Annotated in this window: 12 protein-coding genes and 2 pseudogenes; 5 read left to right on the forward strand and 9 right to left on the reverse strand. The window is 68.6% G+C overall.

All coding sequences use genetic code 11. From position 1 onward, the window contains the following. Nucleotides 1-154: 154 nt before the first annotated feature. Both NDW01_RS41230 and NDW01_RS41235 read right to left on the reverse strand, forming a co-directional pair. On the reverse strand, nt 155-592 hold the full coding sequence (locus NDW01_RS41230) for an NUDIX hydrolase (RefSeq protein WP_252829990.1): 438 nt from the start codon (nt 590-592) through the stop codon (nt 155-157). 281 nt (nt 593-873) lie between these two features. After that, nucleotides 874-1,533: a hypothetical protein gene (locus NDW01_RS41235; protein WP_252829991.1), complete on the reverse strand. Its 660-nt coding sequence runs from the start codon at nt 1,531-1,533 to the stop codon at nt 874-876. Between the two features lie 91 nt (nt 1,534-1,624). Here NDW01_RS41235 and NDW01_RS41240 point away from each other — a divergent pair, with 91 nt between their 5' ends. Next, the gene (locus NDW01_RS41240) at nt 1,625-2,644 is read left to right on the forward strand and encodes a hypothetical protein (protein ID WP_252829992.1); all 1,020 of its coding nucleotides are present in this window, start codon (nt 1,625-1,627) and stop codon (nt 2,642-2,644) included. Nucleotides 2,645-2,681: 37 nt separating this feature from the next. Beyond that, the gene (locus NDW01_RS41245; protein ID WP_256514431.1) at nt 2,682-3,293 is read left to right on the forward strand and encodes a 2'-5' RNA ligase family protein; all 612 of its coding nucleotides are present in this window, start codon (nt 2,682-2,684) and stop codon (nt 3,291-3,293) included. Between the two features lie 58 nt (nt 3,294-3,351). Here the strand turns inward: NDW01_RS41245 and NDW01_RS41250 are convergent, their stop codons facing one another. From NDW01_RS41250 to NDW01_RS41270, 5 genes and pseudogenes are all read right to left on the reverse strand, one after another. Continuing rightward, the gene (locus tag NDW01_RS41250) at nt 3,352-4,179 is read right to left on the reverse strand and encodes an endo alpha-1,4 polygalactosaminidase (RefSeq protein ID WP_252829994.1); all 828 of its coding nucleotides are present in this window, start codon (nt 4,177-4,179) and stop codon (nt 3,352-3,354) included. Between the two features lie 521 nt (nt 4,180-4,700). Further along, nucleotides 4,701-8,870 carry a hypothetical protein gene (locus NDW01_RS41255; RefSeq protein WP_252829995.1) on the reverse strand — a complete coding sequence of 1,390 codons (4,170 nt, stop codon included), beginning with the start codon at nt 8,868-8,870 and terminating at the stop codon, nt 4,701-4,703. 906 nt (nt 8,871-9,776) lie between these two features. Further along, nucleotides 9,777-10,394, reverse strand: coding sequence for a hypothetical protein (locus NDW01_RS41260; protein ID WP_252829996.1), 618 nt, complete (start codon nt 10,392-10,394; stop codon nt 9,777-9,779). After that, nucleotides 10,324-10,596: a hypothetical protein gene (locus tag NDW01_RS41265; protein WP_252829998.1), complete on the reverse strand. Its 273-nt coding sequence runs from the start codon at nt 10,594-10,596 to the stop codon at nt 10,324-10,326. Before NDW01_RS41265 ends, NDW01_RS41260 begins: the two co-directional genes overlap by 71 nt. A 126-nt stretch (nt 10,597-10,722) precedes the next feature. Then, nucleotides 10,723-11,283 (reverse strand): annotated as a pseudogene (locus tag NDW01_RS41270) (Mu transposase domain-containing protein); the annotation flags it as partial. 39 nt (nt 11,284-11,322) lie between these two features. Here NDW01_RS41270 and NDW01_RS44175 point away from each other — a divergent pair. Beyond that, nucleotides 11,323-11,439: pseudogene (locus tag NDW01_RS44175) on the forward strand (hypothetical protein); the annotation flags it as partial. A 20-nt stretch (nt 11,440-11,459) separates the two neighbouring features. Then, nucleotides 11,460-11,612, forward strand: coding sequence for a transposase (locus NDW01_RS44180; protein WP_252830045.1), 153 nt, complete (start codon nt 11,460-11,462; stop codon nt 11,610-11,612). Between the two features lie 37 nt (nt 11,613-11,649). Here the strand turns inward: NDW01_RS44180 and NDW01_RS41285 are convergent, their stop codons facing one another. Beyond that, the gene (locus NDW01_RS41285; RefSeq protein ID WP_406567811.1) at nt 11,650-12,081 is read right to left on the reverse strand and encodes a MerR family transcriptional regulator; all 432 of its coding nucleotides are present in this window, start codon (nt 12,079-12,081) and stop codon (nt 11,650-11,652) included. Nucleotides 12,082-12,106: 25 nt separating this feature from the next. On the opposite strand from NDW01_RS41285, the gene NDW01_RS41290 reads away from it, so the two are divergent. After that, nucleotides 12,107-13,276 carry an alkene reductase gene (locus NDW01_RS41290; protein ID WP_406567813.1) on the forward strand — a complete coding sequence of 390 codons (1,170 nt, stop codon included), beginning with the start codon at nt 12,107-12,109 and terminating at the stop codon, nt 13,274-13,276. 558 nt (nt 13,277-13,834) lie between these two features. On the opposite strand, the gene NDW01_RS41295 is transcribed toward NDW01_RS41290, so the two are convergent. After that, nucleotides 13,835-14,182, reverse strand: a complete 348-nt coding sequence (locus tag NDW01_RS41295; RefSeq protein WP_252830003.1) for a hypothetical protein — start codon at nt 14,180-14,182, stop codon at nt 13,835-13,837. Between the last annotated feature and the right edge of the window lie 84 nt (nt 14,183-14,266).

Raw genomic sequence — 14,266 nt, forward strand, 5'->3', positions numbered from 1 at the left:
CAAGGCAAAACCCGCCGCGAAGCCATCCGCTGCCTCAAGCGCTATCTCGCCCGCAGGATCTTCCGGGCCCTCGAAAACGGCCCAGCACCGGCTGCGAAGGCCGCTTGACAGAACATAGAAGCGTCAAAGTCACCGAGCCCCCGAAGCGTCGCGGTCACCAGTCGTGGATCGTGATCGATGTACCGGCCAGATAGGCCTTGATGCCGGCTGCCGGGTAGTCGATCGTGTTCGACGGCAGCAGGACCGGGTCACACCACAGGAGCGTGCCGCACTTGTGGGGCTCGGCGTTGTAGGGCTCTCCGTCCCACCGGTCGGTCGCGAAGAACATGCCGAGGCGGGCGAGGTCGGGCCGCTGCCGGTGGTGGACGACGGTGGCCAGCCGCAGGTCTCCCGGCTCGATCCGGACACCGACCTCCTCGCGGGCTTCACGGGCGGCGCCTTCGGTGACGGGCTCTCCTTCGTCGAGATGGCCGCTGTGCAGGTGGAACATGCCGTCGCAGTATCCGGTGCCCTGGCGTTCCAGGAGAAGGATCTCGGTGCCGCGTTCGAGGATGACGTGCACGTCGATGATGGACCGGTACCGATCCGGCATGCGTCCTCCCCCTGGTCAGCGGTGCCTGCGTGACCGTAGCGCCTGCAACGTGTCGCGTAACGCGATAGCGGTGGGCGCGACCTCGATCTGCCGCCGACCCCGCACCGCTATCCAGGCGGATCTCCACGGATCGAACAGGATCCCCCAGCGAGGGAACTCGGCCCGTAGCCGCGCCAGCCACATCCCCGCCTCGGGAGCGTACGGCAGGGTGGGCGGTGAGATCTGATCGACGCGCGTATCGGATCCTTGGCCAGGGTAAGACCGCCCGGCGCAGAGGTCCGTCATGGCCGGCCTTCGTCGTGGTCGTCGACCCGCAGCACCTTGGTGATCAGGACGGCGGCGCGGTCGATCTCCTCGGCCGGGCACATGTACTCGGTCTCCAGCGGTGCGTCGCGGGTGGGGCCCGTCCAGCACCAGTACCAATGCAGGGATCCGCCGTCCGGAGCGATGGCGACGTACTGCGACAGGCCGGGATTCATGGCCTGTCCACGCGGGTCGTCGGTTGCCGACGCCGCAGGGTTCCAGGCCACCAGCGCGCTGGTCCCTACCCGCACCGCCAGGCTCTGTTTCCGTAGAGTCTCCGCGAGTTCGTCGAGCCGTGCCCGGATCGTCCGTTCGATCCGGGCCACTCCTGCCTGTGGGTCTGTCGTCGAATCGGTCACCGTCGCGGCCCCCTTTCCCCATTCGTGTAGCCGTTCGGTGACTTTCAGTGAAACCGATGCGTCGGTGAGAGCGGCAGGGGACAATGCGGGAACAAGACAGAACACGCCTCCGGTGTTCTGGGGCGTCAGCGGAGGTGCTGGAGGATGTCGACAGACACGCGCCGGCTGCACGCCGAGCGCGTTCGCGCCGAACGCAAGGCTCGCGGCTGGGACAAACCGGAAATGGCACGCCGGCTCGCGCGGGCCGCCGGTGAGACCCGTGGCTCGCTCCCCGACCACGAGTGCCTCCTCACCTGCGTGGACGCAACCGGAGCGCGGCGCCGTCGGCATCTCCGAGCGCTACCGACTGCTCTACTGCCGCGCGTTCGCCATGGCGGAAGAGGACCTCTTTCCCTCGCCTACTCCTGTTGCCGGACAGGAGCCTGAAACGAGCGACGAACTCGACGCACTGGAATTCATCCGCCGGGTCGAAGCATCCGACGTTGGGCCGTCCACCGTTGAGGGCGTTCAACTCGGCATCCACCGGCTGTGCCGTCAGTACACGTCACAGAAGCCGACGGAACTGCTGCCTCAAATCCGCACCTATCGGCATTACCTGACCAGGTTGATCGACGGGCGCGCCACGCTGACGCAGCGTCGAGACCTGATCGCCGTCGGTGGTCTGCTGGCGCTCCTCACCGCTTGTGTTCACGAAGACCTCGGTCAGCGGCGTGCGTCCGAACTGAGCAGCGAAACGGCGCGCCGGGCGGGTGAGCACGCGGGTCATCGTGATCTCATCGCTTGGAGCTTCGAGATCAAGGCGTGGCAGGCACTTCTCGACGGCCGCTATCCCGACGCGTTGGAGCATTGCCAAGCCGGCCTGATGAACGCCGATGCGGTCTCCTCCGCAGCGGCCCAACTCATCGCCCAGACGGCCCGAGCTTCGGCCCGCCTGGGGGACAAGGACCGAACTCTCGCGGCATTAGAGCACGCTGAGGCGATGGCGGACAGGCTTCGGCCGGAGTGGCCTGATCACCACTTCGTCTTCGACCCGAGCAAGCTCACTTCCTACACGGCTACGACGTTGGCCTGGCTCGGTGACGGCTCCGATGAGGCCGAGCGGTGCGCCCGCCGCGTTATTCGCGAGGAGGGGCGCCTCGGCCGCCCGCGACGTGTGGCGACCGCCCGTGTGGACCTCGCGATGATCCTGCTCGCACGTCATGAGGCGGAAGAGGCGGCACACCTCGGCCGGTTGGCCGTCAAGTCGGGTCGCCTGGTGCCCTCCAACGTGTGGCGTGTGGCCGAACTCGACCGGTCGCTGCGGGCCGAGCGGAGCAACGCTCCTGAGATCGCGGCCTTCCACGAGCAGTTCGAAGCGGTACGGCAAGCGATGCGATCCGAGCCGGCGTGAGAGGAAGACCTCCATGAGTCCTCTGCCGAACAGGATGATGACGGATCATTGGTGGTGGCGCCCCGGTGTACGCCCAGGGCGTCGGCTTTATGTGTGGCACATCTTGTTCAGCGATCGGCCGGACGTCGGGAGGCTCGTTGCAGAGTGCCGAGACCGTCTCGCCGGCCTTCCGGGGCTGGATCCCGTGCCGGCCCCTTGGCTCCACATGACGACGCAGATCGTCGGCTTCGTGGATGAGATCAGCGACTCAGAGGTGCAGGCCATGATCACTGCCGTATCCGAACGCTTGCGATCGGTAGAACCGGCGGAGGTCAGCCTGGGGCGTCCGTTGTTCCACAGCGAGGCGGTGGTTCTCAGCGTCGTTCCAAGAGATGGACTGGACGCGGTGCGGGCAGAAGTCAGGCAGGCTGTGGCCACGACCGTACGTACCAATCGGCTCGCTGACGACCCGGACTGGGTGCCACATCTCTCCGTCGCCTACAGCAACGCGGAGGCTCCAGCGGAACCGGTGATCGGGGCGATGCAGCCTCCGCCGATCCCGATCGACATCCGGATCGACGCGATCGACCTGGTCAGTCAGGAGCGGGTGGGCCACTCTTACGTCTGGGATCGCATCGCGACCGTTCATCTCGGGCTGTCCGGTAGATAACCTCACGGCACGCCGGCGCAACCGGGGCCGGGGGCCTACCGGCGGATCACTTCACGGATCAGGGGCAGGCCTGGCGCTTGGCGGTGAGGTCGAGGGTCTTCTTGATCGAGCTGAGGCGCAGGCGCTTGGACTCGGGGCAGAACCTGCTGAGCGGCAGGTTGTACTCGGCGTGGAAGACGGGCTTGCCCGCCGCGATGAACGGCTTGAGGGTGGAGCACTCCTTGTACTCCGCGCACTGCTCGTTCACCGCGAAGTCGAAGTCCTTGACCAGGGAGGGGATCTGGTCGAGGTCGTTCTTCAGCCCGACCGCGAGGCCCTTCTGGTGGGCGACGCGCGCCAGCATGCGGTTGAACGCCAGTTGCTGCTTCGCGGTGAGCGGGAAACCCGAGTCGGCCTGGTAGGCGTCGACGTTGTCCGGCTCGACGCCGTCGAAGCCCTTCGCCTTGCACTGGTCCAGGCGCTTGGCCCAGATCTTCTGCAGCACGTCGAGCCTACGGATGTCGAGCCAGCGCTCCTTCGGCCAGCCGTCGAGCTTCTTGCCGATGACGGACTTGGGGAAGGACGTGTAGTCCGGCCGCCCCTGCTCCACCGAGCCGGCGCTGACGTAGCAGATGACCTTGCGCCCCTTGCCGTGCAGCGCGGTCACCGTCGACTTCGGCGTCTCGAACATGTCGATGTCGTAAACGCTCGCCTGGACCGACGTGTCGATCTTCCCGCTGAGCTGCCACTGCCAGCTGACGCCGGCCTTCGGCCGCCACCAGGAGGCCGCCTGCGCCGTGGCCGGCGTCGTCTGGTGGGCGGACACGTCGCGGGCGCCGCCGCCGGTGCCGCCACAGCCCGCGAGGGTGACGAGTGAGAGCGCGAGGACCGCGTACCGCAGAGCCATAGGTGATCAAGGTACCCGGGGGACGACGGTACGTCCGGCTTTTCGGGACACAGAGTGATGAGCCCGAATCGTGACCTCGGTCGCGGATGTGAAGCGGTCATCGTGGAAATCAAGCCTGCCGGGGAGGCGCGGCATGACGGACGAGCGGATCGTCGGTGGCAGCGGCGACGTCGGCACCGGCTGCTGGCGGGCATCGGTGAGCGCTGGTGGGTGGTCTTGAAAGTGCTGGCTGGTGGCCAGGGTTTGTGCTGGTGGGCGGTCAGTGGACTGCTGTGTGGTGGACAGGTCGAGTGCTGGTCTGGCGGAATGTGAATGTGCTGTTCCGGTAGCTGGTCCGGGCCCGGTCTGGAGTGCTGATCATGGCGGGGTGAGTGCTGCAGGGGACGACCGGGGTTGAGGCCCGGCGGGCGGCCGTCGACACTGAGCGTTGCGTTTTGGACGGCTGTGCGGGGTCGAGACTGCGGAAACTCCACAGACGGCGCTTGGTGGTCCGCTCGTCATGCTCACGGCGACCGGGAGGACTATCGAGGCTTCGGCCCTGAGGTGATGACAGCGACGCTGACGCAGCGTTGCTGGTGTAGGGGGATCACCTCGCCATTGGGTCTGCGGGCACTGTAGGTGGCGGTAACCCAGGAGATGCCACTGCCGGGATCGAGGTCGATATGCGCGGCCGGGGCGCGGTTGGTGGTATCGGTGCGAGCCGGGGTGGTGGCCGGGGTGCGGGTGGCGGTTGGATCGCTGGGCCACGAAGCCAAAGTATCCCGCAGAACCCGTAGTTGGGGGTCACGGTCGTAGGCGGTCGACAAGGTGACCGGATCGACCGTCCCACCACCCGTTTGCTTGCGGAGATCAGCAGCGATCTGAGCCTGGCGATCCGATATCGACGCGCGAAGCCCAGCCGTCATCCCATCGCTCACATCGGCCCTGAAGACACCGGTGTAGCCGCCGTGTCCGAAAGAGGAACCCCCTCCGGCATAGCCGGAGCCGCGGTAGGGATCCGACGCGCGATTCCACGCCTCCGCCGCGTCGGGCTCAGTGAACCCCCGGGCCATAACATCAGCAAGGTAATCGTGATAAAGGACAACACCCGACTGAACCGCCGAGTCGGCAATCTCCTGAAGCTCCCACATCGGCCCCGTGGGCTGGCTGAAGTCGCCGAAGGCCGGGACAGTGGCGGGGCCGGGGCGAGAAGAGAGGACGGGGTAGGCGGGGCCCAGGGCCGGGTTGTCGTAGACGGGGTTGTCGTAGACGGGGTTGTCGTAGGCAGCTCGCGTGCTCCTCGAAGACTCGGCGGGGACGTATTCGGGGAGATACACACGATCCCCGTGCCGTGCCAGCCCGTGGGCGTTCAACTGTTCCCGATCGTTGACCGCCGCCTTGGCCTCCTCGCTGGCACCCCGCCCGTCGCGAGACTTGCCCCACTTCTGCGCGGCCGTGCTGACCGCGAGGCCTTCCCCGGCCGTGGCTCCCACTGCTTGGTAAACCCGGGCCCACCGCTCCCCATCATCGCGTGCCCGCGGTGCCCGCGGTGCCCGCGGCAGGGGCTCGAGACCGTCGGGGACGTATTCGGGGAGATACACACGATCCCCGTGCCGTGCCAGCCCGTGGGCGGTCAACTGGTTCCGATCGTTGACCGCCGCCTTGGCCTCCTCGCTGGCACCCCTCCCGCCGCGAGACCTGCCCCACGTCCTCTCGGCCGTGCTGACCGCGAGGCCTTCCCCGGCCGTGGCTTCCACTGCTCGGTAAAGCCGGGTCCACCGCTCCTCATCGTCGCGTGCCCGCGGTGCCGGCTGTGCCCGCGGTGCCCGCGGAATGGGCTCGGGACCGGCGGGGACGTGTTCGGTGAGATACACACGATTCCCGTGCCGTGCCAGCCCGTGGGCGTACAACTGTTCCCGATCGTTGACCGCCGCCTTGGCCGCCTCGCTGACACCCACGCCGTAAGACTGGCCCCACTTCTCCGCGGCCTTGCTGACCGTGAGGCCTACCCCGGCCGTGGCTGCCACTGCTTGGTAAACCCGGGCCCACCGCTCCTCATCGTCGCGTGCCTGCGGTGCCCGCGGTGCCGGCGGCGTGGGCTCGGGACCGGCGGGGACGTATCCGGTGAGATACACACGATTCCCGTGCCGTGCCAGCCCGTGGGCGTACAACTGGTTCTGATCGTTGACCGCCGCCTTGGCCGCCTCGCTGGCACCCCCGTCGTGAGACTGGCCCCACGTCCTCTCGGCCTTGCTGACCGTGAGGCCTACCCTGGCCGTGGCTGCCACTGCTTGGTAAAGCCGGTCCCACCGCTCCTCATCGTCGGGCGCCGGCCGGGGCATGCCGATGCCGCTGCGGAAGGTGGGGTCGGTCACGGCCTGGGCGGCCGATCCCGACTCCGGCCCAGCCGGCGGGAGCAGGTCGATGTCCTGGCCGTTGGGGGCCCTGAAATGGGCATGGGCATCGATCAACGGCAAACCCTCCCGGCTGCCTACCTTCCCCTCACCCAGCCAATCCGATTCATCCGATGCACCGGTGAGGTAGGCGAGTACCTGTTCTTCGGTGCCGACGATGCTGGTGTAGCCACCGTTAGCGGCGTTCTGGTCAGGATCGATCAGTCTCAAAAGCCGACCACCAAGGTGTGCGATCCAGATCCCATGCCCCAGCCGCCGGAAGTTCCCCAGCGCCACATACACCGACGTGCCGGGATCAGCCCCGGCCAAAACCCCGGTCACCTGATCCCACGCGGTGAAACGCGGCCCGCGCAGGGCCGCTACCGGATCCGGCAGCGCCGCGGACAACCGCCGCGCCAACCCGGTCAAAAACAACCAGCAGTACCGGCTCCTCCACTCGCCCGTGGCCACCACCGGACCCTCAGGCCGGCCCTGATCAGCCTGCCTGGCCCAGACCGCGGCCGCAGCAACGGCACCATCGATCCGCCCCTCCAACCCCCCATCGGCACCGGCACCGGTACCGGTGCTGGCGGCGGTTGGACCGCTGGACCACGAAGCCAAAGCATCCCGCAGAACCCGCAGCTGAGGGTCACGGTCGCAGGCGGCCTGCAACACGGCCGGATCGACCTCCCCACCACCTGTTTGCTTGCGGAGATCAGCAGCGATCTGAGCCTGGCGATCCGATATCGACGCGCAAAGCCCGGTAACCATCGCGTCACCGGTAAGGGCCATGTAAACGTCTGCCCCGGTGCCGGGGGCCCGCTGCGGCTGCGCCCCCGCCGGCCGGTAGACGAACCACCGAAGCCCGTCCCGGTTTTCTATTGCGTAGTCGGGGCCGAGCTGGGCGAGGAGCTCGTCATCTCCCACCCCGTCGAAACTGGGGAAGTAGAGGGCATCGATCTCGATCCGGACATGGCCACGCTCATACATCTGGAGGCGGTGCCGCAGGCTTTGCAGGTCCCATTCGACCGGGCGCTGCGGCTGCGACGGCTGGTTTTCCCCTCCTACGAGCGCGACCTCATCGATTGGGAGGGGTTCCCAGTGGGTGCCGTTACGCCATAGGCCGATGGGGGTGCCGTTGGGGTCCCCGATCTGATGGCGGGTGTTGTCCGGACCGTCGACGGTGATGGTGAGGTTGAACACCCAGGCGGCCACGTGGGGGGCGATGTCCCCAGCCGCGTTGTCCCACGAGCCGGGGGTCCGCAGATCAGTGATGATCTGGGCCCAGTCCGGCTCTGGATAGGCGGCCAGGTGGGTGTTGACCGCCTGGTTCCAGGCCCGGGTGCCCCGCTGGTGGCCCAGGGCTCTGGCGTGGTCTTCGGCGAGGAATTGCCGGGCTTGATCGCGCAGGCGGTCCCGGTAGGCGGGGGTGTCGCGTAGGGCGTCGGCGAGCCGGGTTCGCATCCCTTGGACCGTGTGCGCCTCCGGGGGCAACACGTGAAAGGCCGTGTCGTGCAGGGCGTACATCAGGCAGTCACCGGGACTGCGCTCACTGTAGTCCGGCGGTTGCCCAGGCTCGTAGCCCGGGGGTTCGGTGCCGATGTAGGCCGGTGGTGGGGAGGAAGGTCGGCGGGGCGGGTTTGCCCCGGTGTGGGGGTCGGTGGGGTCGGTCAGGGCCTGAACGAGTTTTGATGGTGGCGTGGCCTGGCCGAGTGGCGGGTGGATCACCTGTCCGCCCGGGTTCTGGAAGAGCACGTGGGCATCGATCAGCGGCAGCCCGTCTCGCGTGCCGAGGCCGTCTCGTGTACCGAGATGTTCTGGTGTGCCGTACGTGTCGGTGAGCCAGTCGGTCACTTTCTGGGTGCCGACGATGATGGTGTAGCGGTCCTGCGGCCGTTGAGCGGGTTGTTGGGGATCGATCAACACCAGACCCTGATCGTGGGTGCGGTACACGGCGATGCCGTGACCTATCCGGTTGGGGCGGCCGAGCCGGATGAAGGCGTGCGTGCCGGGATCGGCGTTGGTCAAAAAGGCGACCACGTCCGCCCACGTGGTGACGGATGGCCACCGCAGGGCCGAGGCCATATCCGGAAGCGGCCGTGTGGGTGACCAGCGACGTGACAGGCCGGTGAGCAGCACCCAGAAGAACCGGCTGCCCCACTCCGGTCCGGGCACCGGGCCCGGCCCGTCAAGCCGGTCCTTCTCAGCGTTCTTGGCCGATTCAGCGGCCGCGGCGGCATCGTTTTCGACCTGCTCCGCCGACAACACGCCACCGGCCGCGGGCAGGTGAACCACCACGCCACCGGCCGCATCACGCACTCGACCCGATACCGGCCCGTGAACCGTCCCATCCGCGGAAATCCCAGCCCGGACCGCGCCGGTATGCGTGGCGGCGCGCGGCCGGCTATGGCGGCCCGCACCCGCTTTACCCCGCCAAGCGTTCACCTGCGATGCAGACACCGATCCAACGGCGGTCGTGTAACCACCGGCATCGCCACCAGAAACCGTGCCGCCGATACGGCCGACACTAATGGCCTGCTCCCAGGCCAGACCGGTAGCTTCCCGAGCCGTGGACCGCCCCGGCGAGCCGGCCGCGGGCCACAAAACCCTCGCCCCCACGCGTTCGCCCGCACCCTGCGTGATCACCCCATCCGACTTCCACCGGATCGCCGGGCTGGCCTGGACACACGCCCCCGTACTACGACTCGACGTGCACCACCGGGCTTGCCGCATACCCAACCCCTCAAACATCAACACCATTCAGCCAGACCAGCACACACCAGGCTAAAGCCGATTACACCCACGCCGACGGTATATGAGCCGACCGTCGCATCCCCAAAGACACCTCAATCAAACGACACGTCGCGCCAGACGCCCGGGCACACGCACCCGTTCAGCAGCCCGCGACGCCGGGCCGTCTGTCGCTCCGCGACGCCCTCCCGCTCCCGAACGTGTCCCGCCGGGACCGCCACCCGACCATGATCATTCTCAGCGCCAATGGCAGCGGTGCCAGGTGCGTGACCCGACGCGCTGGCGCACGGTCGAGTCGTCAGCTTGCCGGATCCGCAGGTAGTGGGTGTAGCTGCTGCCGACGTACAGGTATGGCCGGGCGACGACCACGCCCCGGGCCTGCGCCTGCTGGCGGCACCCGGCCGCGCATCCGGCGGCGACCGCCACCGCAACGACGCACAGGGCCGCCGCGGCTCATCACGCGCGCTGCGCCGGTCATCGCCTCGCCTCCTGCAGCTCCTGCTCGGCGCTTGCGATGGCGGCGGCGAGTGCGGGCGGCAGGTGAGTGGCGTACGGCCGTGCGGCGGCCACCACGGCCCGTGCGGCGCCGACCAGCTCGACGATCGGCCCGTCCCCGGCCTGGGCGGCCCACACGTCAGCCAGGCGGGCGTACGGGTCGGCGACCGCGCTCATCAGCGGCCCGCCCTCGGCCGCGACGTCGTCGACGGCGTCGATGAGGTCCTCCACGACCGCGAACACCGCGTCTCGATCGGGCTGCCGGTCGACGCCGAGGGCGGCGGGTTTCGTCGCGGCGGCCGCCGCGTCCGCGGTGGCGACGGAACCGCCGCCGGTTTCGTCGCGTCCTCGAGTACTCGCCGGCGCGGGAGGTATCCCGGCGACGCGTAGCGCCTGGGCGTGCACGGCCGCCGCCCGGCGGTGGTCCCGGATCCGGTCGGCGGCCGTGCGGGCGCACCGGTTCGCCGTTGCGGCCAGTTCCTCGACGTGGTCCTCCCACCCGGTCGGCGGGGCGATCTGCCAGTACTCACCATCTGCGGCGACGGTGGCGGCCGTGGCCTGCCTGGCCTGCTGGAAGGGGGACGGCGAGGGCGTCACGGGCCTGATGGAGCACGGCGAGCGCGTGCTCGATGTCCCGGGCCGCCCCGGCCCGCGCCTCGGCGGCGCGCTCGATGGCCGTACGGGCCCGTGCCTTCGCGCGGTGCGCGGCCTGACGGCACGCCGTCGAGCAGTAGGTCGCAGGCCGGCCGGTGGTCCGCTGCGGTACCTCGCCGTCGCACGACGGGCAGATGCGTGGCATGGCCAACCCCTTCTGCGGTCACTGGCTACGGTGGTCGTCCGGGCGGCGATCCGCCTTGGTCCGCTCCACGGCCTCAGTGATGGCCTTCGCCGGGTCGAACGCGTCCTTCTCGTGTGCGGCGGCTCCCTGCTCGGGGTCGGCGACGACCTCGACCAGACGGCCGATCACCGACGGATGGACCGAATAGTCGTTGGAGGCGACCCGGACGTAGTGGTCGCGTGCCAGCCGGGTCGAAGTCCGCAAGCCGACCGCCGGAGCAACCGGCGGAAGCGGAACCATCGCCGCCCGATCGGCCTCGATGCGGTCGGCGGGACGGCACTCGATCCGCCGGTGATGGCGGGTGTTGGCTCGCGCCAGCCGGCCGGTGAGCTGGGCGCTGAAGTCACTCGGGTTTGCGAAGATGCGGTCGGGCATGAAGGAGGTCTCCAGATACCCGTTCGCCCGCTCGACCAGGCCCTTGGCTTCGGGGTCGGCGGGCTTGCACTGGTGGATCGCGATCCCCAGCATGCCGCGGAATGCGTTGGCCTCGGCGGTCAGCTGCGGCCGGCCGCCTTTCCACTGACCGATCGCGCTCTCCTTGTCCCAGACCAGCGTCTTGGGGACCGCACCCAGCACGGCCAGCAGGGTCCACATCCCGGCGAACAGGTCCCCGGTCGCTCGTGAGGGCAGCATTTGCGCCATCAGCCAGCCCTGTTCGCCCTCGGCACCAACATGGGCATCCGGCAGATGGCCGTCACCGGCGAGCACGGCGAGGACGAGGGCGCGCTGCGCCGGGTGCGGGCCAGCCACATCACCCGGGAGAACCTGCGGGCCGCGATCGCCCGCGTCGTCAACGAGACCCTGGCGGCCCGCGAGGTCGAGTGGTGGGGCGAGGCGACCACAACGGCGTCGGATGGGCCGAGCGGCTCACCCCCGAAGACCGACGCGCCATCAGCCCACTGTTCTGGACGCATATCAATCCGTACGGGCGCTTCTACCTGGACATGGATGCCCGGCTGGACCTCACCGCCGCCTGACGACTCTGGAAGCACGCGCCCGGGCACGGGCAAGCGCCTACCGCTGGTCTTTGCTCTGGTTCACGCTGGACCTGGGGCGGCCCGAAGCTGCGATGATCACCTCGTCTAGCACATCCCGGGAGCGGAGTAGATCGTGGATTTGGCGATTTATGCGCTCCCGCTCGACGGCGAGGTCGGTGATCAACCGCGCGCTGGCGGTCGCAGCCGGGCCGCCGTCGGCGTCCCGCATACACGGCAGCAACTGCGCGATCTTGGAGCTGCACAGCCCTGCGGTATACAACTCCTGGATCCGTGCGACGCGGTCAACGGCGCTGTCCGCGTACTCGCGGTGGCCGCCAGGCGTGCGTTCCGCCGTCAAAAGGCCCTGCGTCTCGTAGTAGCGCAAGGACCGCTCACTCACCCCGGTACGCCGGGACAGCTCACCGATCCGCATGACACATCTCACACCGTCCGAGCTTGAATCTGACATTGACGTCACATTCTACGGTGTCGGCATGACGGACACAGCGCCCACATCACGCCTGTTCACCCCCTACCGGCTCGGCCCCTTCGGCCTGGCGAATCGCCTGGTCATGGCGCCGATGACCCGCAACCGCGCCACCGCCGACGGCAGCGCGACGCCGCTCATGGCCGCCTACTACGCTCAGCGTGCCTCCGCCGGGTTGATCATCGCCGAAGCGTCCACTCCCAATGCCGTCGGGCAGACCTACCCGAACATCACCGCCATCCACACCGACGCCCATGTCGCCGGATGGCGGCAGGTCACCCAGGCGGTGGACGCCGCAGGCGGGGGCCCGATGTTCCTGCAGATTCAGCACGGCGGCCGCATCGGGCACCCCGACAACAGCGGACTGACACCCCTCGCCCCCTCCCCGATTCCGCTCCCGGAAACCATCCACACCCCCAGCGGCCGCCAGAGCGCGGTCGTCCCACGCGAGATGACGCTTGAGGACATCCGGAACACCGTGGGCGACTTCGCCGCCGCGGCCCGCCGGGCCATCGACGCGGGTTTCGCCGGTGTCGAGGTGCACAGCGCGAACGGCTACCTCCTCCACCAGTTCCTCGCTCCCAACACCAACCGTCGCACCGACGCCTATGGCGGCTCCGTGGCCAACCGCATCCGGTTCGTGGTCGAGGTCGTCAACGCCGTATCCGAGGCCATCGGGCCAGAGCGCATCGGGCTGCGCATCTCCCCCGGTATCACCTTCAACGGCATCGCCGACGCCGACGCCGACATCCTGTACCCGGCACTCGTCGCGGCCGTTGCCGACAAAGGCCTGGCCTACTTGCACATCGCCTTCGCCGACCCCGACCAGCAACTCTTCCCGCACATCCGCGCGAACTGGCCCGGCACGCTGATCGCCAACCCAGTGCTGCCCCTGGATCAGATCCCAGCCGACGGCGGCAGGAACGCGGCCGAACGGCTCCGGGCAGCAGGAGCCGACCTGATCGCCCTCGGCCGTCCCTTCCTGGCCAACCCCGACCTCGTCGAACGGCTCCGCACCGGCGCACCCATCAACCCAGTCCGGGACAACTATGTGACGTTCGCGGGTGGCCGAGCCGGCTACACCGACTACCCCACCCTGCAATCCATCCGCCAGGAAACAGCCATCGGCGCACAGGACAACTCCTTCGCGACGGCGGACCGCAGGGCAGGCAGATGACACCAACACCGCAGCGGTGCACCAGCCAACCCCAGCGCCGACGTATCCGGGACAGTGCGGCGGCGGTTCACAGGCTGCGAGGTGTTGAGAATCGAACGATTCTCAACACCTCGCGGGCGGTGACTCCCGACCATGCCCGGACGGGACACGCTCGACTCGGGCGCATCGGAACGGCCAGTCACGGCAGACGAGCCCGCCGAAGCTCCTTAACATGACATCAGTGGCTTCCTCAGCGGAGAAGCCACGGGGCTTGAGTTCGCCTGTGGCAGGGCAGCAGATCCGGCTCACACGCCCCGATCTGCTCGGCGAACCATCCGGCAGGGTCCACACTGTCACTGACGGCCATCGCGTTGGTCTCCTTCGATCTTGACTTCGCATCTCGAAGGATTACGGGATGGCCGTCTCAGTTCAGGACGCCACGCCTCTGAACAGCGGAAACTCGTACACCACGTCCGGGGACGCAACCCGACCGGCCGACCTGTCGCCCACCACTAGGACCAGCTGTCATCTCGAATCACCTCACCAATGCCCCATCGACCCTTCCTACCCGTGTCGTGGTCATATCCGGCCAAGATTTCCCGTTTCGGGGGCTCGAGCGGAGCAGGGCCTGGACCTGGGCGGGGTCGGCGCCGCCCTGGCGCCGGTGGGTGGCAAAGGTGTGGTGGAGCCGGTGCGGGCGCAGGCCGTCGATGTCCGCAGCCTTGCCGACGGCCAGGACGACCTGGGCGATGCCGGAGTCGGTGAGCCGTCCTCCAGCTCCAGGCGGCCGTACTCCTCCACCTGGGCCCCGGCGTACAGCAGCACCGCGACGATCGCCGCGTCCCGGGAGCCGCGGTGGGCGGCCCCGCGCTCGACGGCACCCTGCTGCTGGACCGTCAGGGCGTCGGGCTCCCCGGGCTTGGGCACGCGGGCGCGCTTGACGGTGATGCGCAGACCAGCCTGAATCGACGGCCACCGCGTCGTCTGCGTGGACCCATCAGCTGCTTCCCT

The organism is Actinoallomurus soli (genome assembly GCF_024055715.1).
In the GTDB taxonomy this organism is placed as follows: Bacteria; Actinomycetota; Actinomycetes; order Streptosporangiales; family Streptosporangiaceae; genus Actinoallomurus; species Actinoallomurus soli.

Excerpts from the sequence above, each read along its gene's own strand:
- NDW01_RS41285 (WP_406567811.1), bottom strand. The coding sequence starts at position 12,081 with ATGTCAGATTCAAGCTCGGACGGTGTGAGATGTGTCATGCGGATCGGT.
- NDW01_RS41230 (WP_252829990.1), bottom strand. The coding sequence starts at position 592 with ATGCCGGATCGGTACCGGTCCATCATCGACGTGCACGTCATCCTCGAA.
- NDW01_RS41250 (WP_252829994.1), bottom strand. The coding sequence starts at position 4,179 with ATGGCTCTGCGGTACGCGGTCCTCGCGCTCTCACTCGTCACCCTCGCG.
- NDW01_RS41265 (WP_252829998.1), bottom strand. The coding sequence starts at position 10,596 with ATGCCACGCATCTGCCCGTCGTGCGACGGCGAGGTACCGCAGCGGACC.
- NDW01_RS41245 (WP_256514431.1), top strand. The coding sequence starts at position 2,682 with ATGACGGATCATTGGTGGTGGCGCCCCGGTGTACGCCCAGGGCGTCGG.
- NDW01_RS41240 (WP_252829992.1), top strand. The coding sequence starts at position 1,625 with ATGGCGGAAGAGGACCTCTTTCCCTCGCCTACTCCTGTTGCCGGACAG.
- NDW01_RS41290 (WP_406567813.1), top strand. The coding sequence starts at position 12,107 with ATGACGGACACAGCGCCCACATCACGCCTGTTCACCCCCTACCGGCTC.